24 protein-coding genes are annotated in these 22,700 nt (G+C 62.2%); 12 read left to right on the top strand and 12 right to left on the bottom strand.

Translation table 11 applies throughout. The annotated features are described in order from the left end of the window. Window positions 1-22 precede the first annotated feature (22 nt). Together D9M09_RS24350 and D9M09_RS24345 are read right to left on the bottom strand one after the other, a co-directional pair. A complete protein-coding gene (locus D9M09_RS24350) occupies window positions 23-667 on the bottom strand; it encodes an NADAR family protein (RefSeq protein WP_276208651.1) in 645 nt (214 codons plus the stop codon). Beyond that, on the bottom strand, window positions 642-1,682 hold the full coding sequence (locus D9M09_RS24345; protein WP_121670575.1) for a phosphoribosyltransferase-like protein: 1,041 nt from the start codon (window positions 1,680-1,682) through the stop codon (window positions 642-644). The genes D9M09_RS24350 and D9M09_RS24345 overlap by 26 nt, the downstream gene beginning before the upstream one ends. 473 nt (window positions 1,683-2,155) lie before the next feature. Between D9M09_RS24345 and trmB the strand changes: the two genes are divergently transcribed. Both trmB and galE read left to right on the top strand, forming a co-directional pair. Further along, window positions 2,156-2,836: a tRNA (guanosine(46)-N7)-methyltransferase TrmB gene (trmB, locus tag D9M09_RS24335; RefSeq protein WP_070220500.1), complete on the top strand. Its 681-nt coding sequence runs from the start codon at window positions 2,156-2,158 to the stop codon at window positions 2,834-2,836. 156 nt (window positions 2,837-2,992) lie between these two features. Beyond that, entirely contained in the window at window positions 2,993-4,012 is a 1,020-nt protein-coding gene (gene galE, locus D9M09_RS24330) for a UDP-glucose 4-epimerase GalE (protein WP_121670573.1), read from the top strand. A gap of 281 nt (window positions 4,013-4,293) precedes the next feature. On the opposite strand, the gene D9M09_RS24325 is transcribed toward galE, so the two are convergent. The 8 genes from D9M09_RS24325 to gcvA form a co-directional block, all read right to left on the bottom strand. Further along, a complete protein-coding gene (locus D9M09_RS24325) occupies window positions 4,294-5,580 on the bottom strand; it encodes a Glu/Leu/Phe/Val family dehydrogenase (protein ID WP_070220497.1) in 1,287 nt (428 codons plus the stop codon). Window positions 5,581-5,857: 277 nt separating this feature from the next. Continuing rightward, window positions 5,858-6,838: a LysR family transcriptional regulator gene (locus D9M09_RS24320; RefSeq protein ID WP_070290862.1), complete on the bottom strand. Its 981-nt coding sequence runs from the start codon at window positions 6,836-6,838 to the stop codon at window positions 5,858-5,860. A 44-nt stretch (window positions 6,839-6,882) separates the two neighbouring features. Further along, complete coding sequence (locus D9M09_RS24315; RefSeq protein ID WP_070290863.1) at window positions 6,883-7,365, bottom strand: hypothetical protein; 483 nt, start codon at window positions 7,363-7,365, stop codon at window positions 6,883-6,885. Continuing rightward, the gene (recQ, locus tag D9M09_RS24310; RefSeq protein WP_070220494.1) at window positions 7,365-9,188 is read right to left on the bottom strand and encodes a DNA helicase RecQ; all 1,824 of its coding nucleotides are present in this window, start codon (window positions 9,186-9,188) and stop codon (window positions 7,365-7,367) included. Before recQ ends, D9M09_RS24315 begins: the two co-directional genes overlap by 1 nt. Before the next feature lie 6 nt (window positions 9,189-9,194). Beyond that, window positions 9,195-10,040 (bottom strand): undecaprenyl-diphosphate phosphatase, encoded by an 846-nt coding sequence (locus D9M09_RS24305; protein ID WP_070220493.1) that lies wholly within the window; start codon window positions 10,038-10,040, stop codon window positions 9,195-9,197. 167 nt (window positions 10,041-10,207) lie between these two features. Beyond that, window positions 10,208-11,356, bottom strand: a complete 1,149-nt coding sequence (locus D9M09_RS24300; protein ID WP_070220492.1) for an MFS transporter — start codon at window positions 11,354-11,356, stop codon at window positions 10,208-10,210. Window positions 11,357-11,387: 31 nt separating this feature from the next. Continuing rightward, window positions 11,388-12,158, bottom strand: a complete 771-nt coding sequence (locus tag D9M09_RS24295) for a DeoR/GlpR family DNA-binding transcription regulator (protein WP_121670572.1) — start codon at window positions 12,156-12,158, stop codon at window positions 11,388-11,390. Window positions 12,159-12,255: 97 nt separating this feature from the next. Continuing rightward, complete coding sequence (gcvA, locus tag D9M09_RS24290) at window positions 12,256-13,188, bottom strand: transcriptional regulator GcvA (RefSeq protein ID WP_121670571.1); 933 nt, start codon at window positions 13,186-13,188, stop codon at window positions 12,256-12,258. A gap of 224 nt (window positions 13,189-13,412) precedes the next feature. Here gcvA and D9M09_RS24285 point away from each other — a divergent pair, with 224 nt between their 5' ends. The 6 genes from D9M09_RS24285 to D9M09_RS24260 are packed head-to-tail and all read left to right on the top strand — an operon-like array spanning window position 13,413 to window position 17,798. Next, a complete protein-coding gene (locus tag D9M09_RS24285) occupies window positions 13,413-14,186 on the top strand; it encodes an SDR family NAD(P)-dependent oxidoreductase (protein WP_070220755.1) in 774 nt (257 codons plus the stop codon). Between the two features lie 60 nt (window positions 14,187-14,246). Further along, window positions 14,247-14,528 carry a hypothetical protein gene (locus D9M09_RS24280; RefSeq protein WP_070220486.1) on the top strand — a complete coding sequence of 94 codons (282 nt, stop codon included), beginning with the start codon at window positions 14,247-14,249 and terminating at the stop codon, window positions 14,526-14,528. A 51-nt stretch (window positions 14,529-14,579) separates the two neighbouring features. Continuing rightward, window positions 14,580-14,924 (top strand): carboxymuconolactone decarboxylase family protein, encoded by a 345-nt coding sequence (locus D9M09_RS24275; RefSeq protein ID WP_070311714.1) that lies wholly within the window; start codon window positions 14,580-14,582, stop codon window positions 14,922-14,924. A 35-nt stretch (window positions 14,925-14,959) separates the two neighbouring features. Continuing rightward, a complete protein-coding gene (locus D9M09_RS24270) occupies window positions 14,960-15,670 on the top strand; it encodes a cupin domain-containing protein (protein WP_070220481.1) in 711 nt (236 codons plus the stop codon). Next, window positions 15,631-16,743, top strand: coding sequence for a flavin monoamine oxidase family protein (locus D9M09_RS24265; RefSeq protein WP_205602299.1), 1,113 nt, complete (start codon window positions 15,631-15,633; stop codon window positions 16,741-16,743). The genes D9M09_RS24270 and D9M09_RS24265 overlap by 40 nt, the downstream gene beginning before the upstream one ends. Before the next feature lie 26 nt (window positions 16,744-16,769). Next, window positions 16,770-17,798, top strand: a complete 1,029-nt coding sequence (locus D9M09_RS24260) for an alcohol dehydrogenase (RefSeq protein ID WP_121671223.1) — start codon at window positions 16,770-16,772, stop codon at window positions 17,796-17,798. A gap of 9 nt (window positions 17,799-17,807) precedes the next feature. Here D9M09_RS24260 and D9M09_RS24255 read toward each other — a convergent pair whose 3' ends face one another. Both D9M09_RS24255 and D9M09_RS24250 read right to left on the bottom strand, forming a co-directional pair. Then, complete coding sequence (locus D9M09_RS24255; protein WP_070220477.1) at window positions 17,808-18,068, bottom strand: YkgJ family cysteine cluster protein; 261 nt, start codon at window positions 18,066-18,068, stop codon at window positions 17,808-17,810. Between the two features lie 137 nt (window positions 18,069-18,205). Further along, a complete protein-coding gene (locus tag D9M09_RS24250; RefSeq protein ID WP_121670569.1) occupies window positions 18,206-19,075 on the bottom strand; it encodes a head GIN domain-containing protein in 870 nt (289 codons plus the stop codon). 327 nt (window positions 19,076-19,402) lie between these two features. Between D9M09_RS24250 and D9M09_RS24245 the strand changes: the two genes are divergently transcribed. The 4 genes from D9M09_RS24245 (at window position 19,403) to D9M09_RS24230 (ending at window position 22,698) form a co-directional block, all read left to right on the top strand. Beyond that, window positions 19,403-20,053, top strand: a complete 651-nt coding sequence (locus D9M09_RS24245) for a TetR/AcrR family transcriptional regulator (protein ID WP_070220474.1) — start codon at window positions 19,403-19,405, stop codon at window positions 20,051-20,053. Window positions 20,054-20,223: 170 nt separating this feature from the next. Then, window positions 20,224-20,874 carry a protein-L-isoaspartate O-methyltransferase family protein gene (locus D9M09_RS24240; RefSeq protein ID WP_070220472.1) on the top strand — a complete coding sequence of 217 codons (651 nt, stop codon included), beginning with the start codon at window positions 20,224-20,226 and terminating at the stop codon, window positions 20,872-20,874. A 13-nt stretch (window positions 20,875-20,887) separates the two neighbouring features. Beyond that, window positions 20,888-21,211 carry a rhodanese-like domain-containing protein gene (locus D9M09_RS24235; RefSeq protein WP_034788759.1) on the top strand — a complete coding sequence of 108 codons (324 nt, stop codon included), beginning with the start codon at window positions 20,888-20,890 and terminating at the stop codon, window positions 21,209-21,211. A 146-nt stretch (window positions 21,212-21,357) separates the two neighbouring features. After that, on the top strand, window positions 21,358-22,698 hold the full coding sequence (locus D9M09_RS24230) for a TolC family outer membrane protein (RefSeq protein WP_070290871.1): 1,341 nt from the start codon (window positions 21,358-21,360) through the stop codon (window positions 22,696-22,698). Window positions 22,699-22,700: the final 2 nt, after the last annotated feature.

The following is a 22,700-nucleotide window of genomic DNA, read 5'->3' as shown; positions in this document are numbered from 1 at the left end:
AAGATATCAGTCGGCGGAGCAATCAGAACAACATGGTGCTTCGATAACCATGCAACGCCTCTGAATTCGGGGCAGTCACTATCTCGATAGGCTCACCAAAGAGGTTAAAATCTGGTATGGGTAAAGGGGGCACAACCCTTAATATCTGCTTTTCGTCAATTCGTGCGTCTTCTCTAAGTTCCATCAGCAAGCGGCCGAGAACATTCTCTCCTGCAAGAGTATTTTGATCGATAACTCGCGCGCCCCAGAATGTATCTTTACTTGATTGCTCAACGATATGACCATCACCTGTGGAAAGTAACAAAGCTCCGAACTCAGTGTAGTTTTGGGCAAGTTTCACTCGCAAACACCATCGCATAATTTTGTGCCGAATGGAGTCCCAGTCTTTTCTTGTCTGGTCGCGGAATGGCATTGTTTTTCGCTTGGCTACAATTGGACTGGCCTCTGAGATGACCAACCTTTGAACTTCAGGTAATTGTGGAAATCGGCATGCTTGATATAAAGCCTCAGTTGTGCGAAAACGTACACCATTGACAGTTACCGCGTATCCACCAGCCATATTCGAAAGCCCGCCAAACGGGTCCTTCGTACGATGAAAGACTACGCACTCACTTCTAGTGTATGTGCGTAGCAATTCAAACTTAGTCGAAGCATTTACTGAAGACATTTTCCGCAGACGAGTACGTTTTTCGTGGGAGTAGAGGATACCATTGTAACGCTGTATTGCTTGCACCACCATCACCCCACCAAACCGCAAGGGGGGCTGTGTTGGGGCAGTTCCGATAGGTCACTAAGGTTGAGCCAAAGCCGATCCCGAAGGGGCCAAATCCGAGCGGTCGAAGAGAGTCCTTTGGCGTCGAATGGTGTGATCGAATCTTCATCCCTGCGAGTAGGAACTCAGCTTCAAGTATCTTACGCCCTTCTTCGGATTTGAAAATCTTCGACTTTCCACCGAGTTCACGAGGCTTGAACGGAAATTTTCCGTTCGCTGCGTAGGATTTTACTGTTTCAAGATTGGGTAGCTCACTTGGCCAATAAACATCAGCATTTCTATTCCAATACACCGTATTTTCCAGTTCCAGAGCGCGCCAAACAGTGATCTTTATTCCTTGCTTGCCAGCTTCCTTCTTCGCGTTTTCAAGCCGTGTATTCCGCAAATAATATTCGCCTGTTGTGTGCGTCACTGCAAGAACAATGTGGAGACGGCACTCTTTTGGTGCGTCGTTTTTGATCCAATCGACGATGTCATTACCGACCCGACTACCAGTGCACATGATGTCATCCAAATACATGAAGTCACCATCGTCCGCTCCGCATTTTGCTAGATCAAGTCCAAATGTATCTTTCAACTGAACAGCCATCAGCTTAAGCATTGCTCGTTGACTAACACCATCTTTTTGTACTCTTAAAAAATTTACTTTTGACCAAAAGTCTTTAGGAGTTTTGCCTGTCAGTGCTGCATTGTTCATTAGGCCACCTAAGAATCTAACAAAACTCTCATGAGTGATGAAGGAACTTTCGATGACATCGCTAAATTCTTGCAGCATTGGCAACTGATTTTCTGGTGTAAATTGGCTGATCCAGCGATCAACATGGTCAACCGTAGGAACAGGAATTTCCCCTTTCCTATACGACTGAATGGTGTTTGCAATTGCTTCCATCAAATTAGTTCTCTTCGCCATACCACCTCCAAGTGACATTAACCAAAAGCAAGTATGGATGATATTTTGAAATTCAAGTCAGGCAACAAAAATTTTTATCTATGGGTAGTTTTTATGCAGCATTAGGGCCGCAGAGGTTGGACGTTCTTTACTTGCGGCCGATAGTATTTTGAGCTTTGGTGCGTTTCAAGGTGCAGATAGCAGATAAAACAGAAAAAACCATCGTTAAGCCGAAAAATTTGCTCCACAACCATAAAATCAACAGCATGGTTCATGGCTTCCAGCGCTGCTATAATGTCACCTTTGCGGAGCAGAAACGGGTCGCAAGCCCGCATGGCTGTTGAGTTCCTTGTCGAGCTTCCCAAGCTTACGACGAGGGTTCGATTCCCTTCACCCGCTCCATTTTTCGCTGGCGCCTGGCTTGATGCGGCGCGGCTACTTATTTCTCCATTCCCATGTCTTCTGATACCCCAGCAAACGGCCCGGCGCGGCCGATGATGTACGATCCGACCGAACACCGCATCCGCAGTTTTGTCACCCGCGCGGGACGGCTGTCTGTCGCGCAGGCGCGCGCGCTTGAGACCTTGGGGCCGCAGTTCTTGTTGCCATTCGCCAAGGAGTCCATGGACTTCGAGCAGGTGTTCGGCCGCAAGGCGCCCGTGATCCTGGAAATCGGTTTTGGCATGGGCGCGACGACGGCGCATATCGCCAAAGCCATGCCGGAGAAGGATTTCATCGGCGTCGAAGTGCACACGCCTGGCGTCGGCAGCCTGCTGAAGCTGATCGGCGAAGAGTCGCTGACGAATCTGCGCCTGCTGCAGCACGATGCGGTGGAAGTACTCACGCACATGATTCCCGCCAATTCGCTGGCCGGCATCCATGTGTTTTTTCCCGATCCATGGCACAAGGCGCGCCACAACAAGCGTCGTTTGATCCAGTCGCCATTCGTCAAGCAATTGACCGACCGCCTCGCGCCGGGCGGCTATCTGCATTGCGCCACCGATTGGGAAGATTACGCGGTGCAAATGCTGGACGTGCTGGGCGCCGAGCCTCAACTGCGCAATAGCGCCGATGCTTATGCGCCGCAACCGGCATATCGTCCGCTGACCAAGTTTGAAAATCGCGGCTTGAAGCTGGGCCATGGCGTGTGGGATCTGGTGTTCATCAAGAAATAAACACATTATGGCGGCTTGCCCACCCCTGCCATTTGCATAAAAATGAAGCCTGCCGCAGCAATGCGGCGGGCTTTTTTATTACTTGCGCAGCCTTGTGCGGGCTTGGCAAAGCGGGGAAATTCCGCTAGTCTTATCTTTTTTGCATTGATTGATATTATGTCCAAGAAAATACTCGTGACCGGCGCATCCGGTTTCATCGGTTCGCATACCTGTGTCGAATTGCTGGCTGCCGGTTTTGAGGTGGTCGCGGTGGATAATCTGTGCAATAGCGCGCGCGAAGCGATGGCGCGCGTGGAGCGCATTGCCGGCAAAAGCGTGCCCTTCTATGAAGCGGACGTGCGCGACCGCACGGCCATGGCCGCCGTCTTGCGCGAGCATGCCATCGATGCGGTGATCCATTTCGCCGGCTTGAAAGCCGTGGGCGAATCCGTGGCCCAGCCGCTGATGTACATGGACAACAATGTGTCGGGCACCGTGGCGCTGCTGGAAGTGCTGGCGGCGGCGAACGTGAAGCGTTTTGTGTTCAGCTCGTCGGCCACCGTGTATGGCGATCCGGAAGCCTTGCCGATCGTGGAATCGTCGCGCCTGTCCGTGACCAATCCGTACGGCCGCTCGAAGCTGATGGTCGAGGAGATCCTGGCCGATCTCGTGCATGCCGATGCGCAATGGCAAGTCGGTGTATTGCGCTACTTTAATCCCGTCGGCGCGCATGCCAGCGGCTTGATCGGCGAAGATCCGGCCGGCATCCCGAACAATCTGATGCCTTTCATCGCCCAGGTGGCCGTCGGCCGCCGCGAGCGGCTGGCCGTCTTCGGCAACGACTACGACACGCCGGACGGTACGGGCGTGCGCGACTACATCCACGTGGTCGACCTGGCGCTGGGCCATGTGGCGGCCCTGAACCGCCTGTTCTCCACCGAGGGCGGCTTTACCGTCAACCTGGGCACGGGTCACGGCTACAGCGTGCTTGACACCGTACGCGCCTTCGAGGCCGCCAGCGGCCGCAAGGTGCCATACGACATCGTGCCGCGCCGCCCCGGCGACATCGCCAGCTGCTACGCCTCGGCCGACAAGGCGAAGCAATTGCTGGGCTGGCAAGCACAGAAAAATATCGACGACATGTGCCGCGACCACTGGCGCTGGCAGCACCAGAATCCGCAAGGCTACGCGGCGTAAAAAAGTCCGCCAGATACAAAAAATCCCGCTCACACGCAAGTGTGGCGGGATTTTTTTAACAGCGCCAGTAACTCAATGGCGCCTGAAAAATGTCTGGGGCTAGGCGCAAAGCCGAAGACAGTACGCTAGTACGGCGAGGCGAAGCAACAACGCCCCAGGCATTTTCGCAGGCAGCCATTTGGCGCCTGAAAAATGTCTGGGGCCAGGCGCAAAGCCGAAGACAGTACGCCAGTACGGCGAGGGGCAGGCAACAACGCCCCAGGCATTTTCTCAGGCAGCCATTATGGGTAGAGGCCGCGTACTTCGCGCGCCTGCAGCACGCGCGTGCACGCCAGGATGAAGGTGGCGGTACGCATCGACACTTTCTTCTCTTGCGACACTTGCCATACCGCGTCGAACGCTTCGCGCATGATGCGGGTCAGGCGGCTGTTGATTTCTTCTTCCGTCCAGAAGAAGCTCGAGAAGTTCTGCGCCCACTCGAAGTAGCTGACGGTCACGCCGCCGGCGTTGGCCAGCACGTCCGGCACGATCAGCACGCCGCGGTCGGTCAGGATGTCGTCCGCTGCAGGCAGGGTCGGGCCGTTGGCGCCTTCCAGGATGATCTTGGCGCGGATGACTTGTGCGCGTTCGGCCGTGATCTGCTGTTCCAGCGCGGCCGGAATCAGGATGTCGCAATCGATGCCCCAGAAATCTTCGCGCGGCACGAATGCCTCGGCGCCCGGGAAGCCTTCGACGCTGCCCACTTCGGCCACGTGTGCCAGCAATTGCGGGATGTTCAAGCCGCCGGAATGCACGACGGTGGTCTTGTGATCCTGTACCGCGACCACTTTCGAGCCGGCTTCAGCGAACATGCGTGCAGCGACGCCGCCCACGTTGCCGAAACCTTGCACGATGACTTTCGCGCCTTCGAGCGACATGCCGACCTTGGCGGCCGCATCGCAACCGACGACGAATACGCCGCGGCCCGTCGCATCGCGGCGACCCAGGCTGCCGCCCAGCGAGATCGGTTTGCCCGTCACCACGCCGGTCGACATATTGCCGCCGATCATGGCGTAGCTGTCCATCATCCACGCCATGACTTGTTCATTCGTGTTGACATCCGGCGCCGGGATATCCTTGTTCGGTCCGATGATCATGCTGATCTCGCTCGTGTAGCGGCGCGTCAGGCGTTGCAGTTCGTTGCGCGACAGGGTCTTCGGATCGACACGGATACCGCCCTTGGCGCCGCCGTATGGCACGTTGACCGCTGCATTCTTGACCGTCATCCAGGCCGACAGCGCCATCACTTCCGACAGGGTAACGTCCTGGTGGAAGCGTACGCCGCCTTTGCCCGGGCCGCGCGACAGATTGTGCTGCACGCGGTAGCCTTCGTAGTGGGCAATGGTGCCGTCATCGCGCTCGATAGGCACGTCGACCGTCAGGATGCGCTTTGGACGCTTCAGCGTTTCCACCCAGCGCGACAGGTTGCCCAGGTACGGCGTGACGCGGTCGATCTGCTCGAGGTAGACGCCCCATGGGCCCAGGTCTTCAGGATTGAGGTAGGAAGGAAGTGCGTGCTTGCTGGTCATGCTTGATAAGCTCCTGGACAAAACGGTGGTGTAATGCCGAAAAATCTACTGCGCGTCGTGCTTTGCGGCCGGCGATGCTCGCTGTACCTTCGTACAGCTGCGCTTCTCGGCCACAAATCACTGCCGCTCGCTACGATTTTTCCTGGCATTCAAAAATGCTGTGGTAGGCGCAATCAATTGAGTTGCGCGCAGCGGAACCGCATCGTAGGCGATAGCCTCATGCCCCGGCCAATGCTTTGTGCGCATCCGGTTATGCATTTATTGCATAGTTAGGAGGTCAGGATGGAATGGTGGTGACAGCCGCGCGCCGGCGTTTTTTTCCGCCGCGCGCGGCGCTTTCCTGCACCTGCACCAGGTATTGCCACAGGCTTTCGACGATCTGCTTGCCGGGGCGCAGGCTGGACGGGCGCTCGCGGTACAAGCGGATTTCCAGCTCGATTTCCCAGCCAGGCGCGCCGCCGTCGGCGCGTGCCAGGTGCTTGTATTTGACGTCGCGCATGACGGCCGATTCGGGCAGGAAGGCGATGCCGCGTCCCTCCAGCGCCATCATTTTCAAGCCTTCGGCCATGTCCGTTTCGTAGCAGGTTTCCAGGAACAGGGGCGCCTTGGCGTCGGCCAGCAGCAGTTCCACCATGCGGCCCAGGTAGGCGTTGTTGGTGTAGGAGAGGAAGGGCAGCGGCTCCCTGGCGCTGCCGGGCAGGACGAAGTCCGGCACCTTGTCCTGGCCGCAGCGCGCATACGCGCGCAGGGTTTCGCGGCCCATCACCAGCATGTCGTAGCGGCCCGGATCGAGCTGCACCGGCTGGCGCGGATGGTGATAGCACAGCAGCAGGTCGCAGCCGCCGTCGACCAGCTGCAGCACGGCGTCGTGCACGTTCAGGGCCATCAAACGGCTGTTGATCGGCGCAAAACCTTCTTCCAGCGCCGTCAGCCATTTCGGCATGAAGGTCAGCGACAGGGTGTGCGGCACGGCGAAGTCGACGCTCGTTTGCGTGGCCGCGCGCTTGCCGCGCAACAGGGCGCGCACGCCGTTGATCTGCCCCAGCATTTCCAGCGCCTGCTCGTAGAACACGGCGCCAGCGGGCGTCAGCCGCGTCGGGTACGAGGTGCGGTCGACCAGGTCGATGCCGAGCCAGTTTTCCAGCGACTGGATGCGCCGCGAAAAGGCCGGCTGGGTCACGTGGCGCAGGGCCGCGGAACGGCTGAAATTATGCGTTTCAGCGAGCGAGATGAAGTCTTCCAGCCATTTGGTTTCCATCGCGGCGGCGTTCTCTTGTCAAGGGCAGGGGCTAGGTGGAGTGGTCAGGGCGTCTCGGCCGATGCCGCCGGCCGGTACAGCGATGCCGGCAGGCCGAAGAAGGAGGGCGGACCCAGGGTCGTGCCATCGAGCGAGCCACCCGCGTTCAAGGCCTTGTTGATGGCCGACAGCAAGGAGCTGCGGTCGGCGAGATTTTTGATCAGGGCGCGCGGGCCGTTGTGGAAAGTATGCTGGGCGATATCCGCGGCGACGACAAAGATCGGCTCGCGGCGCAAGGGGAACTCCACCCATTCGCCGTCCTCGTCCTGCGCGCGGAAGGTGGCGGGCAAGGTCATGTTTTCGGCGCCGGGAAGGTGCGACACCAGCACCAGGCCGAAGGCTTCCGGCACCACGTCGGCCAGGCGACGCACCGTCAGGTCGTCGCCGACCAGGGTACGTACTTGCGCTTCCACCGCGTCTTCTGCGTCAGGCTGGGCGCCGAGGATTTTCACGGCCTGGTAAATCAGGTCGGGCGAGAGTGCTTCCATTAAATCATCTCCAGGATCATGGCGACGATTTCGTCGCCGTACGAGGCCAGTTTTTTCTCGCCCACGCCGCTCACGCCGCGCATCTGCTCGAGCGAGGTGGGCTTGGCCTTGGCGATTTCGCGCAGGGTGGCGTCGACGAAAATCACGTAGGCGGGCACGTTGTGGGTGCGCGCCGTTTCCACGCGCCACCAGCGCAGCTTGTCGAAGATCGCCTGCTCGCTGGTAGACAAGTCCGTCTCGACATAACCCTTCGCCACGCTGGTGCTGCGCTTGCTGGTTTTCACCGGTTTCTGGTACTGGCGCAGCTGCACCTTCTGGCCGCCCTTGAGCACGGGGCGCGAGGCGTCCGTCAGTTTCAGCGAGCTGTATTGTTCATGGTCGACCGAGACGAGACCGAGCGCGATGGCCTGGCGCAAAATCGATTTCCATTCCGCTTCGCCCAGGTCCGAGCCGATGCCGAAGACCGACAGCGAATCGTGGTGCCAGGTCTTGATGCGTTCGGACTCCACGCCGCGCAGCACGTCGATCACGTGGCCGCCGGCGAAGCGCTGGTCGACGCGGTAGATGGCCGACAGCAGTTTTTGCACGGGCACCGTGCCGTCGAACGACACGGGCGGCACCAGGCAGGTGTCGCAATTGCCGCACGGCGAAGCCGGTTCGCCGAAGTATTCGAGCAATCGCATGCGGCGGCAGCTGAGCGTTTCGCACAGGCCCAGCATGGCGTCGAGCTTCACGCCCAGCACGCGCTTGAAGGTGTCGTCCGCTTCCGATTCGTCAATCATGCGCCGCTGCAGCACCACGTCCTGCAAGCCGTACGCCATCCAGGCGTTGGCGGCCATGCCGTCGCGGCCCGCGCGCCCCGTTTCCTGGTAATAGCCCTCGATGCTTTTCGGCAGATCCAGATGCGCGACGAAGCGCACGTCGGGCTTGTCGATGCCCATGCCGAAGGCGATGGTGGCGACCATGACGATGTTTTCCTCGCGCAGGAAGCGCGCCTGGTTGGCGCTGCGCTTGGCGTACTCCATGCCGGCGTGGTAGGGCAGGGCGCGGATGCCGCTCTGGTTCAGAAATTCCGCCGTCTCTTCGACCTTTTTGCGCGACAGGCAGTACACGATGCCGCAGTCGCCCGCGTGTTCCGTGTTGATGAAGTCGAGCAGCTGCTTGCGGCCATTCGCCTTTTCCACGATCTGGTAGCGGATGTTCGGGCGGTCGAAGGACGAGACGAACTGGCGCGCGTCTTCCAGCTGCAGGCGCAGCGCGATTTCAGCGCGCGTCTGCGGGTCGGCCGTGGCCGTGAGCGCGATGCGCGGCACGTCCGGGAACTGCTCGTGCAGCACCGACAGCTTGATGTATTCGGGACGGAAGTCGTGGCCCCACTGGGCTACGCAGTGCGCCTCGTCGATGGCGAACAGGGAGATCTTCGACGCCTGGAACAGGTCAAGGCAGCGCTGCGTCATCAGGCGCTCGGGCGCCACGTAGACGACGTCGATGCCGCCCGTGCGCACCAGGCGCTCGATGCGGCTCGCTTCTTCGTAGGTCTGGGTGGAGTTCAGGAAGGCGGCGCGCACGCCGACTTCTTCCAGCGCGTCCACCTGGTCCTGCATCAGTGCGATCAGCGGCGAGACGACGACGCCGACGCCATCGCGCAGCAGCGCGGGAATCTGGTAGCACAGCGACTTGCCGCCGCCCGTGGGCATCAGCACCAGCGCGTCGCCGCCATGGCTGACGTGGTCGACGATGTCGGCTTGCTGGCCGCGGAAGGCCGGGTAGCCGAAAACGGTTTGCAGCAGGTGCAGCGCGCGCTGGTTAAGATCTTGATTCATAGTGCCTTATTCTGCCCAAACAACCCAGCCGTAGTGGGCGCTGGCCAATACCAGCAAGCCGAACACAATGCGGTACCAGGCAAAAAACGTGAAGTCGTGCGAGCTGATATAGCGCAGCAGCCAGCGCACGCACAGGAAGGCGGAAATGAAGGCGGCCACGGTGCCCAGGCCGAACAGGGGCACGTCGGTGGCCGACAGGATGTCGCGCGCTTTGTATAAAGAATAGGCGGTGGCGGCCAGCAACGTCGGGATGGCCAGGAAGAACGAGAACTCGGTAGCCGTCTTGCGCGACAGGCCCAGCAACATGCCGCCGATGATGGTCGAGCCGGAACGGCTGGTGCCGGGAATCAGCGCGAACGCCTGCGCGCAGCCCACTTTCAATGCGTCGAACGGCGTCATTTCGTCGACCGAGTTGACGCGCACGGTGACGGGATTGGTGCGCGCGCGACGCTCCACCAGCAGAATCACGATGCCGCCGATGATGAAGGCCATGGCGACCGGAACGGGCTTGAACAGCGCATGCTTGATCATCTTGCCGATAGCCAGTCCGATGACCGCCAGTGGCAGGAAGGCGATGGCCACGTTCAGCACGAACTTGCGCGACTTCGCTTCGCTGCCGAAGGTAGACAGCACGCTGCCGATGCGCTGGCGGTATTCCCAGCACACGGCCAGGATGGCGCCGGCCTGGATGGCGATCTCGAAGACATCCATGACTTCTTTCGAGACATCCTTGGTAAAGTCGAGCAGGCTGCCGGCCAGGATCAGATGTCCCGTGGACGAAATCGGCAAGAATTCGGTAAAACCTTCGACCAGCCCCATGATGATGGCTTTTAGCGCAAGAATGAGATCCATAGATGTATAAAAGGGTATAAGTACGGGTATAAGTGGCAGGATGGGGTAAGTGCGTGGCGCCCGCAATGTGCGCGGGGTCGAAGCTTACCATGCCGCAGGCCCGTCGAGCCGATTTGGGCGCTGTCGGGCGGCGCTTTTTTAGCATCGTCCGACAGGCAGAAGGAGGATCAGGAACGTTGTTTGGCCGGCGCCACCAGGCGCGCGCTGGCTGCCACCAGCAGCAGGGCGGCGCCCAGCATGGCGAAGGCGATATTCAGGCTGGTGGCGTGCGCCACGAAGCCGATCACGGCCGGACCGGCCAGGATGCCCGCATAGCCGATGGTGGTGATGGCCGCCACCGCCAGGCTGGCCGGCATGGCATGTTGCTGGCCCGCCGCCGTGAACAGGATGGGCACGATGTTCGCCGCGCCCAGACCGATCAGCACGAAGCCGGCCATGGCCAGGCTGGCATGCGGCGCCAGCACGGCCAGGAAGAAGCCTGCCGCCGCGCACAAGCCGCCAATAGTGAGTACCCGCTTGCCGCCAAAGCGTGTGACCACCTTGTCGCCTGTGAAGCGGCCCACCGTCATGGCGATGGCGAAGGCGGCGTAGCCGAGACCGCCCTTGGCTTCTTCCACGCCGCGCGTGGTGGTCAGGAACAGGGCGCTCCAGTCGAGAATCGCGCCTTCGGCCAGGAAGACGATAAAGCACAGCAGACCGATGAAAATGACGGCGCCATGCGGCATGACGAACAGCGGCGTCTTTTCGCCGGAGGCGGACGCCGTCGGCAGCAGATGGCCTTGCGCCGCGCCCAGCACGCCGCACAGCAGCAGCATCACCACCGCGCAGGACCAGGCCGGCGTCAGTCCCAGCCACAACAGCAGGGCCATGCAGGCCGCGCCGGCAAAGCCGCCCACGCTGAACAGCGCATGAAAACCCGACATCATGGCGCCGCCGTTGGCTTTTTCGATGATCACGGCCTGGATATTGATGGCCACGTCAAATGTGCCCATGGCTGCGCCGAACACCAGCAGCACCAGGCCCAGTTGCAGCGGCGTGGCGGCCAGCGCCAGGCCGGGCAGGATGGCGGTCAGCAGCAGGCCGGCGCCGACGATGACCTTGCGGCAGCCGAAGCGGGCCGTGAGCATGCCCGTAAACGGCATCGCGCACAGCGAGCCGGCGCCCAGGCACAGCAGCAAGATGCCCAGCGTCGCTTCATCGAGGCTCAGGCGCGACTTGGCGTAGGGAACCAGGGGTGCCCAGGCGGCCATGCCGAGGCCGGCGGCGAAGAAGACCAGGCGCGTCGCGCGTTGTTGCAGGGTGCCGGTAAGGTGCATGGGTACGCTTTTCAAGGTCGGGGTGGAAAAATCAGGCGCGGGCGCGCAACACTTGCACGCCCAGCCGTTCAAAGGCAGCCGCGTGGGCAGCATCGGCATCGGCTTCGAGCACCAGGTGCTGCAGCAAGCCCGTGGCCAGCACGCCGAAAGGCGCGGCCGTGCCCAGCTTGTCGCTGGTGACGGCCACGACGACCGCCTTGCTGGCGCCGGCGATGCTGCGCTTGAACTCGGCCTCGTCATAGTTGAACGCCGTCACGCCCGCGTCCGCGTCGGCGCCGCAGGCACCGAGGAAGCACAGGTCGGGATGCATGCGCTCGACCGTGCGCAGCGCTTGCGGACCCAGGCTGGCACCGGCGCGGCGGTCGACCCGGCCGCCAGCCATGATCAGCTCGATTTCGGGACGCTCCATCAGGACCATGGCGATGGACGGCGCATTGGTGATGACAGTGAGCGCCAACTGCGGCAAGGCGCCGGCGATGGCAAGGTTGGTCGAGCCCGCATCGAGAAACAGCACCTGGCCCGCGCGCACGAGGGACACGGCGGCCTGCGCCAGGCGCGCCTTGCGTTCCGGCGCTTCCTGTTTGCGCTGCGTCAAGGTGCCGCCATCGGGCGCCAGCGGCAGGGCGCCGCCATACACGCGCTGGCACAGGCCGGCCGCCGCCATCTCGCGCAGATCGCGCCGTATCGTGTCTTCGGACACGTCGAGCTGGCGCGCCAGGTCCAGCGCCAGCACACGGCCGTCGGCATGCAATTGTTGCTGGATCAGCGCGTGGCGTTGTTTGAGGAGCAGAGTGGCGGACATGGATTTTAATTAAAACGTGCAGGAATGCGCATAAATATACGCAAACGTGCAGACGCGGTCAATGCTTATCTGCGCGTCACGGCGGCCAACGGCTGGCTTACCGTGCAACCGCGGCGGCCTGCTTGCCTGCCTCTTCCAGCAGCCAGCCGCGAAAGGTCGCCAGGCGCGGCAGGCCTGCGGACTCCGGCCGGTAGACCACGTAGTAGGCCAGCGGCGAAAGAAAAGTCATCGCGCCGCACAGGCGTACCAGCCGCCCGGAGGCGATATCGTCATGCGCCATCACGCTGCGCGCCAGCGCCACGCCATGGCCCTCGGCCGCCGCCTGCAGCACCGCCGCCGAATTGTTGATCTTCATGCCGCGCGAGGCGGCGCTATCGCGCACGCCCGCCTTCTGCAGCCACGCTTCCCACGTTGGAAAATCGCCATGGCCATCCATCGACAGGTCGTGAATCAGCGTTTGCCGCGCCAGGTCGGCCGGCTGCCGCAATGGCGCATGCTGTTGCAGAAACGCGGGCGAACACACGGGATAGACTTCTTCATCCATCAATTTGTCGGCGCTCAGTCCCGGCCAGTTGCCGGTGCCGTAGCGCACGCCGATATCGATGCGTTGCGAGACGAAATCGACGGGCTTCAGACTGGTATCGAGCCGCACGTCGGTTTCCGGGCAGACCGATTGAAAGCGTTCAATCCGTGGCAACAGCCACTTGGCGGCGAAGGCGGGACTGACGGTCACCGTCAGCACCCCGTTGAGCGAACCTTCCTTGAGCCTTTCCAGACCCAGCAGCAAGCGGTCAAAGCCGGCGCGCAAATCCGGCAGCGCGCGCTCCGCGGCCTGCGTCGCCACCAGCCGCGTCTTGCCCGCCGTGTGCCGATGGAACAGCGGCGCGCCCAGCCAGTCTTCCAGGTTGCGCACCAACTGGCCCACGGCAGCGGGGCTGACGTTGAGTTCAGCGGCGGCGGCTGAAAAGCTCTGGTGGCGGGCGCTGGCTTCGAATGCCCGCAAGGCGTTCAGATGGATCGGTGTCTTCATGATTTTCTTCCATGGTGTCGCGTGATTATGCGTCTCTGCGTGGCTATTTTAGTCACTCCGCAGCCGTGCCACTAAAGATTTTCTTTCAATGACTGATATTTAATCTGGTTTGTTCCCGTTCCCCGCCAAGCGCAGAATGCATTGCATCGCGGCAGTACACAACTGCCCGGAAGTTTTTCTTCAACAGCGCCTGCTTGGACGGCGGGCATAGGAAAGGAATGAAAATGAGCAAGCAATTCGAAGGCAAGAAACTGCTGGTCGTGGGTGGCACCAGCGGCATGGGTCTGGCGACGGCACGCGTGGTACTGGAGCAAGGCGGCAGCGCCGTGATCGTCGGCCACCGCGCAGAGAAAACCGAAGAGGCGCGCAAGGCATTGTCGGCGCTCGGCACGGTGTGGGCGGTGACCGCCGACCTGTCGAGCGACGCGGGCCTGGCCGCGCTGCTCAAAACGCTGGACGAACAGCATGCGGACATCGATCTGCTGGTCAACGCGGCAGGCGTGTTCTTCCCCAAACCGTTCCTCGAACACGGCGCCGCCGACTACGACCAGTATATGAATCTCAACAAGGCCTTGTTCTTCATCACGCAAAAGGTGGCCGCGCACCTGGTCGCCGGCGGACGCCCTGGGTCTATCGTCAACATCGGCTCGATGTGGGGCAAGCAGGCGATCGCCGCCACGCCATCGTCGGCGTATTCGATGGCCAAGGCCGGCCTGCACTCGCTGACCCAGCATCTGGCGATGGAACTGGCATCGAAGCAGATTCGCGTCAACGCCGTCTCGCCAGCCGTCGTGCAGACGCCGATCTACGAAGGTTTTATTCCGAAGGCGGAGGTCCATGAGGCGCTGCAGGGCTTCAACGGTTTCCACCCGATCGGCCGCGTGGGCACGCCGCTGGACGTGGCGGAAGTGGTGGCGTTTCTGCTGTCCGACAAGGCCGCCTGGGTGACCGGCGCGGTGTGGGACGTCGATGGCGGCGTGATGGCCGGCCGCAACTAAATACCTGGGGCAAGCCCGCCTTGCCCGCCTTTTCTTCACCTGATCATCAAGGAGCATCGCATGGCTTATCTGCAAATCACCCTCAAGATCGCCAACGCCAACCGCGCCGCGGCGGCTGGCGTCTATCAGCAGTACAAGGCGCCGTTCCTGGCCGGCATCGCGGGCGCGCAGTCGAAGCAATTGCTGATCCGCGAGGAAGACGTGCAAGTGCTGCATGGCTTCGACAGCGTGGGCAACGCCAATGCCTATCTGCAAAGCGCGCTGTTCAACAGCGACGTGGTGGTGGCGCTCACGCCGCTGCTGGACGCGGCGCCCGACGTGCGCATTTATACCGTGGCGTAAGCGGGCACCCGCCCGCTGCTACCTACTATTCCCTTTTTTGGAGCAAAAATCATGATGCAAGACTGGAACACCTACCGCGACTCCCTGCTGGAAAAAGTCGGCGATTACGCCGCGCAGAGCCCCGACGTGATGCGCGGCGTGATGGCCATCGACGGCGCCGCCGCCAAGACCGGCCACCTGGCGCCGAAGATCCACGAACTGATCGCGCTGGCGGTGGCCATCACCACGCGTTGCGACGGCTGCATCTCGGTGCACACGAGGAAAGCGGTGGAAGCCGGTGCGACCCTGGAAGAAATTTCCGAAGCGCTCGGCGTGGCGATCGCGCTCAATACGGGCGCCGCGCTGACGTATTCGGCGCGCGTGATGGAAGCCTACCAACAGCTGCCGAAGCAGTAAGCGCTGGCCGTTTTTTTCAACTCTGGAAGTTTGTCATGCTGATCAATGCCGATTTTTCGCGCCCCGTCATCCTGGCGCCGCACCAGTACCGCTGGGTCGCGTCGCCGCAGGGCGGCGTCGAGCGCATCATGCTCGATCGCATCGGCGCCGAGCAAGCGCGCGCAACGAGCATCGTGCGCTATGCGCCCGAATCCTTCTTCCCGCCGCATCGGCATCCGGGCGGCGAGGAAATCCTGGTCCTCGACGGCACGTTTTCCGAAGACGGCGTGGATTATCCCGCCGGCTGGTATTTGCGCAATCCGCCCGGCTCCAGCCACCGGCCGTCGAGCGGCGCGGGGGCGGTGATCTTCGTCAAGTTGCAGCAGATGCAGCCGCGCGAACAGCGGCACGTCCGCATCGACACCCGCGACCCCGCCAACTGGCGCGAGCAGCGGGGGCGGGCCGTCTGTCCGCTGTTCGACGATGCTGCCGAGCAGGTCAGCCTGCAGCGGCTGATGCCGCATGAAGCCTTGCTGGCCGAGGCAGATGGCAGCCAGGAACTGCTGGTGCTCGAGGGCGAGGTGCGCGCACGCCAGCATGCCTGCGCGCCGCGCAGCTGGATGCGCCTGCCTGCCTGCACCTTGCCCGCCATCGTTGCCGGTGCGCAGGGAGCCACCGTTTACCTGAAAGTCCGGCATGTGGCGGACGCGACTTTGAAAGGATCAGCATGCAACACGCACGCATCATCATTATCGGCGCCGGCCTGAGCGGCCTGTACGCGGCCCACTTGCTGGAGCGGTTGGGCGTGGCCAATGTCGTCGTGCTCGAAGCGCGCGATTTCATCGGCGGGCGTATCGCCGGCATGCAGGCAGCTGGCGGCAGCGACCGCTTCGACCTGGGCCCGGCCTGGTTCTGGCCCGAGCAGCAGTGCGCGCTGCACCAGCTGGTCGACGGGCTGGGGCTGCAGTGCTTCGACCAGTACGACCAGGGCGACATGCAGTACCAGCGCGCCGCAGGGGAGGCGCCGGTGCGCATGCGCACGTACGCGAGCGCGCCGCCATCGATGCGCCTGATTGGCGGCATGAATGCGCTGACCGATGCCTTGCACGGCACCTTGCGCAGCACGCGCGTCGTCACCGGACAACAGGTGCTGCGCCTGCGCCATGCGGCCGAGCACGTCGAAGTGGCGAGCGCGGATGCGGCGGGCGCCGTCACCGCGTGGCGCGCCGGCCACGTGCTGCTGGCATTGCCGCCGCGCCTGGCTGCCGCCGGTATCGCGTACGAGCCGGCCCTGCCTGCGGCGCTGGCGCGCGAGTGGACCGCCACCGCCACCTGGATGGCGCCCCATGCGAAGTACGTCGCCGTCTACGAACGGCCGTTCTGGCGCGAACAGGGCTTGTCCGGTTCGGCGCGCAGCCAGAGCGGGCCGCTGGGCGAGATCCATGATGCCTCGATGCCGGGCGGCAGCGCTGCCCTGTTTGGTTTCCTGGCCGTGCCGGCACGCACGCGCCAGCGCCTGGACGATGGGGTCTTGCTGGCGCATTGCCGGGCCCAGCTGGTACGGCTGTTCGGCCCGCAAGCGGCCGCGCCGCGCACCGATGCCATCAAGGACTGGTCGCAGGATGCGCTGACCGCCACCGCCGTCGACCTCGACGCCGTCGGCGAGCACGGCCACGCCCCGGCAGCGGCGCCTGCGGCCGGTCCCTGGCAGGGCCGCCTGACGGCCATCGCCAGCGAATGGTCGCCGCGCTTTCCCGGCTATCTGGCCGGCGCGGTCGAGGCGGCCGCTCTGGGCGTGCAAGCCTGGCAAGCGGCGCAGCAGCGCCCGGCGATTCCGTGACTTAACTCAACGAAGGAGAAATGAAGATGAAAGCCACTTACCGCGCCATGCAAGTGAGCCGCCCCGGCGTGCTGGAACTGGTCGAGCGCGCCACGCCGCTGCCTGGCGTGGGCGAAGTCTTGATCGCCGTCGAAGCCTGCGGCATCTGTGGCGCCGACAGCGCCGATATCGACGGCGCCGACCCGGCGCTGCAGCCGCCGCGCGTGCCCGGTCACGAGGTGGTCGGGCGCATCGTCGCGCTGGGCGAACACACGCCGGGCATCTGGCAAATCGGCCAGCGCGTCGGCGTCGGCCGTCTGGGCGGCCACTGCAACGCCTGCCCGCCCTGCCGCCAAGGCCGTTTCCAGTTATGTCAGGACCAGCCGTTCGTGGGCGCCAGCCGCGACGGCGGCTATGCCGAGATGATGCTGGCGCGCGTCACCGGCCTGGTATCGATTCCCGGGCAGCTCGATGCGGAAGAGGCGGCGCCCATCCTGTGCGCGGGTCTTGCCACCTTCAATGCGCTCAAGAAGAGCGGGGCGCAGGCGGGCGATACGGTCGCCATCCTGGGCATCGGCGGCCTGGGGCATATGGCCTTGCAGTATGCGCGCCGCATGGGCTTCAAGGTGGTGGCGATCGGGCGCGGCGGCGATATTGCGCAGGACGCGCTGGAGCTGGGCGCGCACGTGTATGTCGACAGCCTGGCCGAGGATGCGGCCGCCGTGCTGCAAGCGCATGGCGGGGCGCAGGCGGTCATCACCACCGTCTCCAGCGCGGCCGCCGTGACGGCGCTGATGGATGGCCTGGCGCCAGCCGGACGGCTGGTCGTGCTGGGCGCGGGCAAGGATCCGCTGCTCGTGTCTTCCGGTAAATTGGTGGTGGGCGAACGCGGCGTGCTCGGCTCGATCACCGGCACGCCGTATGACAATGAAAAGACGCTTGCTTTCAGCGTGCTGGCCGACGTGCGTCCGCGTATCGTAACCATGCCGCTGGAACGTGCGGCCGAAGCCTGTCAGCGCATGCAGTCCGGGGACGTCAAGTTCCGCATGGTGCTGACCATGTTGCCGAAGGCCTAGGCATTCTCTTCAAGTCTGCGGCGCCGTTGCCTGCTCCAGGTCGTCGAGCCAGCGTATCGCCTGTTCGCGGCTGGCGCCGCACATCTCTGCCGACGGCTGCAATCCTGCGCAGAACGCCGGCCGTTCCGGCTGTCCGAAAATGCGGCAGCGGCTATCGTCTCCCAGCTGCACGCAGCGGACGCCAGCGGGTTTCCCGTTCGGCATGCCCGGTATCGGACTGGTGATGGAGGGAGCGATGCAGCACGCTCCGCAGTGGTCGCGGCAGTTCATGGTTATTCTTTAGTGGACGACCAGCTTGCCATCCGGCTGCCAGGGAGCAGGCGCAGGACGGCATGGCGATGGCTGGAAAGGGATCAGGGGCCGACAGTATAGCAAGTCGGCGCGGCCTGCCGCTTCCCGCCGCTTGCCTAGCGCACGATGCTGACGCGCTTGCCCGACAGGGTGCGGCGGGCCGGATCGCCATGCACGGTGATGCGGCCGGAACCGCTGGCGCGGGCGTTGACTTCATTCTGGACGGTCACGTCGATGTCGCCGGAACCGTTGCTCGCCAGATAGGCAACGTCGCTGCGCAGGGCGGCCAGGTTGATGTCGCCCGAGCCGTTGACGTTGGCGTCGAGGCGCTGCACGGCGCCGCTGGCGCTGATGCTGCCCGAGCCGTTGACGGCCACGTTGACGCGTTCGCCGCGCACGCTGCCCAGCTGGATGCTGCCCGAACCGTTTTGCACCGCGTCCGTGTTGCCGCTGGCGAGGGCCGCCGCGTTGATGCTGCCGGAACCATTGTTGGCCACGTCGAGGCGTCCCACGGTGCCCGACAATTCGCTCTTCATCGAACCGCGCTGCTCCAGGCTGAAATCGTCGCCATTGAAACCGCTGGCCACCAGGCGGCCCGAGCCGGAAATGCTGATCTTCCTCAATTGCGGCGTCGTGTAGATGACGTGGATGCCATTGCTGCTGCGAATGTTCGTATCGCTCCAGATGCGCAGGGTATTGCCGCTCACTTCGCTGTGGATGCGCGGCTGCAGGTTGCTGTCCGCTTCGATCACCAGCGATGTTGCCGGCCCCACGCGCACGTCGATCTTGATATCGATGCGCTTCATGCTGTCGATGTCGAGCGTGTTGATGTTGCTGACCTGGCGCACGTCGCGGCTCACTTGCTCGTTGCCCTGGATGGCATTGCCACCCGAATCGGCATGGCGTACTTCGCCATCGTTGGGGTGGATGACGATGGCGCAACCGCCGAGGGCAACGGCACAGCACAGGGCCAGCAAGGTACGCATGGTGTTTCCTTTATGATTGTTTTAGTTCAGGACAAGAAATAAGCCGGCTGCCGCGCCGCGGCTGCCGTGCTGTCGATGTCAAGATAGCAAAGCGTCTGTCTTTGCTGAACGCCAATGCGATGAACTGCGCAAAACGGGGGCTGAAACGCATTCTGGTTCACCCAGCGCCACAGGTCAGGCGCCAGAGGAGGTGTCGCCAACGCCGGTACGGAGCGTACAATACCCGTGTTCGGCATGCTGGGCGGTGCCCCGCCTCGCCCGTGCTTGACCTTGCCCGTAGACAGGGCTACTATTAATGACTCAAAAGTAAGTTACTTGGAAAGACACATGCAAGCCCCGATTGATACCAAGCCCCGCTGGGAGCGGCGCAAGGATGCCCGCCCGCAGGAATTACTCGCTGCCGCCCTCGACCTGTTTGTCGAACGGGGCTTTGCATCGACGCGCCTGGAAGATGTGGCCAAGCGGGCGGGCGTGTCGAAAGGCACCCTGTACCTGTACTTTGAGAATAAACAAGAGCTGTTCAAAGCCGTCGTGCGCGACAATATCGTGCAGTCGATCGGCGAAGCGGAAGACAGCATGGCCGCTTCGGACAGCAGCAGCGCCGAATTGTTGCGCAAGGTGATGATGCAGTGGTGGGAAGAATTCGGTGCCACCAAACTGGCCGGTTTGACCAAGCTGATGCTGGCCGAAGCGAACAATTTCCCGGAACTGGCGCAGTTTTACAACGAAGAAGTCGTCGCGCGCGGCAATGGACTGATCGTCAGTCTGCTGGAACGGGGCATGCAGCGCGGTGAATTCCGCCAGATCGATCCCGTGCTGGTCAGCACCATCCTCAGCGCACCCGTCACCATGCTCATGATGTGGACGCACTCCTTCGTGCCGTGCGAGGTCAAGGATATCGATCCGCTCGCCTATATGGATGCCTTTATCGACATGAGCTTGCGCAGCCTGCAGGCGGAGGCGCCCGGGAAAAGCTGATGCACCGGGCCTGGCTACTACCGTTCAGTTACCCCTTTTCCAAGGTTCGCCCCCCCAAATCTGCAGATCGTCGCAAATTTCCTCCATTCCCCGCCTTTATGGTTAACATGTGCTTTCAGCCAGTTCAACGATAAAATGGCGGATTATTACTTCACTTACCGAGTCCAAAGATGAATATCGAACAAGCCCGCTTCAATATGATCGAACAGCAGATCCGTCCATGGGACGTACTGGATATCGACGTGCTGGAGCTGTTGAACGTGGTCAAGCGTGAAAATTTCGTGCCGGCCGCCTATAAAAACCTGGCCTTCGTCGATACGGAAATTCCACTGGGCGGCGGCGAATGTATGTTCACGCCAAAGCTGGAAGCGCGTATTTTGCAAGACGTAGCCGTCAAGAAGCATGAAAATGTGCTGGAAATCGGCACCGGCAGCGGTTACATGGCCGCGTTGCTGGCGCACAAGGCGCGTCATGTGACGAGCGTGGAAATCGTTCCCCAATTGAAAACCCTGGCCGAGCAGAACCTGGCCGCCAACGGCGTGACCAACGTGACCGTGGAACTGGGCGACGGCGCCCAGGGCTGGAGCAAGGGTGCACCCTACGACGTGATCGTCGTGTCCGGCGCCCTGGCCGTGCTGCCGGAAGCGCTGTTGCAACAAGTCAAAGTCGGCGGCCGCATCCTGGCGATCATCGGCGAAGCGCCGATCATGTCGGCGCACCTGATCACGCGCAGCTCGGACAAGGCCTATGACACGCGCAAGCTGTTTGAAACCAATGTCACGCCGCTGCAAGCCGTGGCACCGTCGCATTTCCAGTTCTGAGGCGACCGATTCGATGGAGCATTTGAGTGCACCGCAGCTGGCCGCCTGGCTGGCTGACCCTTCCCGCCCGCGTCCGTTCTTGCTGGACGTGCGGGAACAGTGGGAGTTCGACCTGTGCCACCTCGACGGTGCCACCTTGATGCAGATGAACTCGATTCCCGCGCGCATCGATGACCTCGATGAAGACGCCGAAATCGTCTGCATTTGCCATCACGGCATGCGCAGCATGCAAGTGGCGGCCTTCCTGGAGCGCAATGGTTTTGGCAAGATCAGTAATTTGACGGGCGGCGTGCATGCCTGGGCGCTGCAAGTCGACAGCGCCATGCCGAAATACTAAGTGAATTCGCAGTAGATGCACTGCCAGGCATGTTTTCCTGCATGCCTGCGGAGGCCTGTACCCCGCTCCTGCTGGCGCGGCCGCCAGGCAGGCTGTAACCGATTTTTGATTCCATCAACTTTTGACGACTCCAACGGAGAAATGCAATGCGGAAACCCCTTATCGCCGTGCTGATGACCAGCGCCTTTGTCTCGATGACATGCTCGCTGCAAGCGCAGGCGGCCGATCTCATCCAGGTGTACCAGCAGGCGCTGGCCAATGACGCGCAGTACGCCAGCGCGCGCGCGGCCCTGTCTGCCGGGATGGAGCGGGTTCCGCAGGGGCTGGCAGGCTTGCTGCCGCAAATCTCCGCCTCGGGCAGCAATACGCGCGGCAATCAGGAACAGATTATCCAGAACAATGGCGGCAACAAGATCACTTCGCCGTCCGTCAACGTCCGCGCGAACAGCTACAACCTGACCCTGGCGCAGCCGCTGTTCCGCTGGGACCGTTGGGAAACCTACCAGCAAAGCAAGCTGGCGCAGGCGATTGCCGAAGCGCAATTTGCGCAAGTCCAGCAAGACTTGATCACGCGCGTGGCGCAAGCGTATTTCGACGTGCTCAGCGCGCAGGACAACCTGGGCGCCACGCAGGCGCAAAAAGTGGCCACGACGGAGCAGCTGGCATCGGCCAAGCGCAACTTCGAAGTCGGCACGCAAACGATTACCGACACGCACGAAGCGCAAGCGGCCTACGACCTGGTGGTGGCGCAGGAATTTGCCGCCATCAATGACCTGGCCAACAAGCGCAGCGCCCTGCAAACCATCATCGGCGAAGCGCCGACGAGCCTGGCGCCAATGCGCGCGGGCGTGGTCATCAGCGCGCCGGAACCGGCCGCCATCGAGCCGTGGGTGAGCTCGGCGGAAGAGCAGAACTACAGCGTCGTCACGGCCCAGTTCAACGTGGAATCGGCCAAGCGTGACATCGGCCGCAACCGCGCCGGCCACTATCCGACCCTGGACCTGATCGCCAACACGGGCCACACCTACACGTCCGGTGGCGGCAATGGTAGCGGCAATAACAACAACGCCATCGGCGTGCAGTGGAGCATCCCCATTTTCAGCGGCTTTGCCGTGACGAGCAAGGTGCGCGAATCGATCGCGCTGGAAAACAAGGCCCGCAACGACCTGGAAACGGCACGCCGCACGGCATCGCAAGGCGCGCGCCAGGCGTTCCTGGGCGTCAACAGCGGCCTGGCGCAAGTCAAGGCGCTGGAAGCGGCGGAAGTGTCGAGCAAGTCGGCGCTGGAGTCGAACCAGCTCGGCTATCAAGTGGGCGTGCGCATCAATATCGACGTCTTGAATGCGCAGAAACAATTGTTCTCGACGCAAAAAGACCTGTCGAAAGCCCGCTACGACACCATCATGAACGGCTTGCGCCTGAAGGCCGCCGCCGGCACCCTGAAGGAAACGGACTTGATGCCCGTCAACGCCTTGCTCGTCAAGTAAGC

Origin of the sequence: Janthinobacterium agaricidamnosum (assembly GCF_003667705.1) — a bacterium.
GTDB lineage: Bacteria > Pseudomonadota > Gammaproteobacteria > Burkholderiales > Burkholderiaceae_D > Janthinobacterium.
This window is presented reverse-complemented; position numbering and strand designations above follow the sequence as displayed.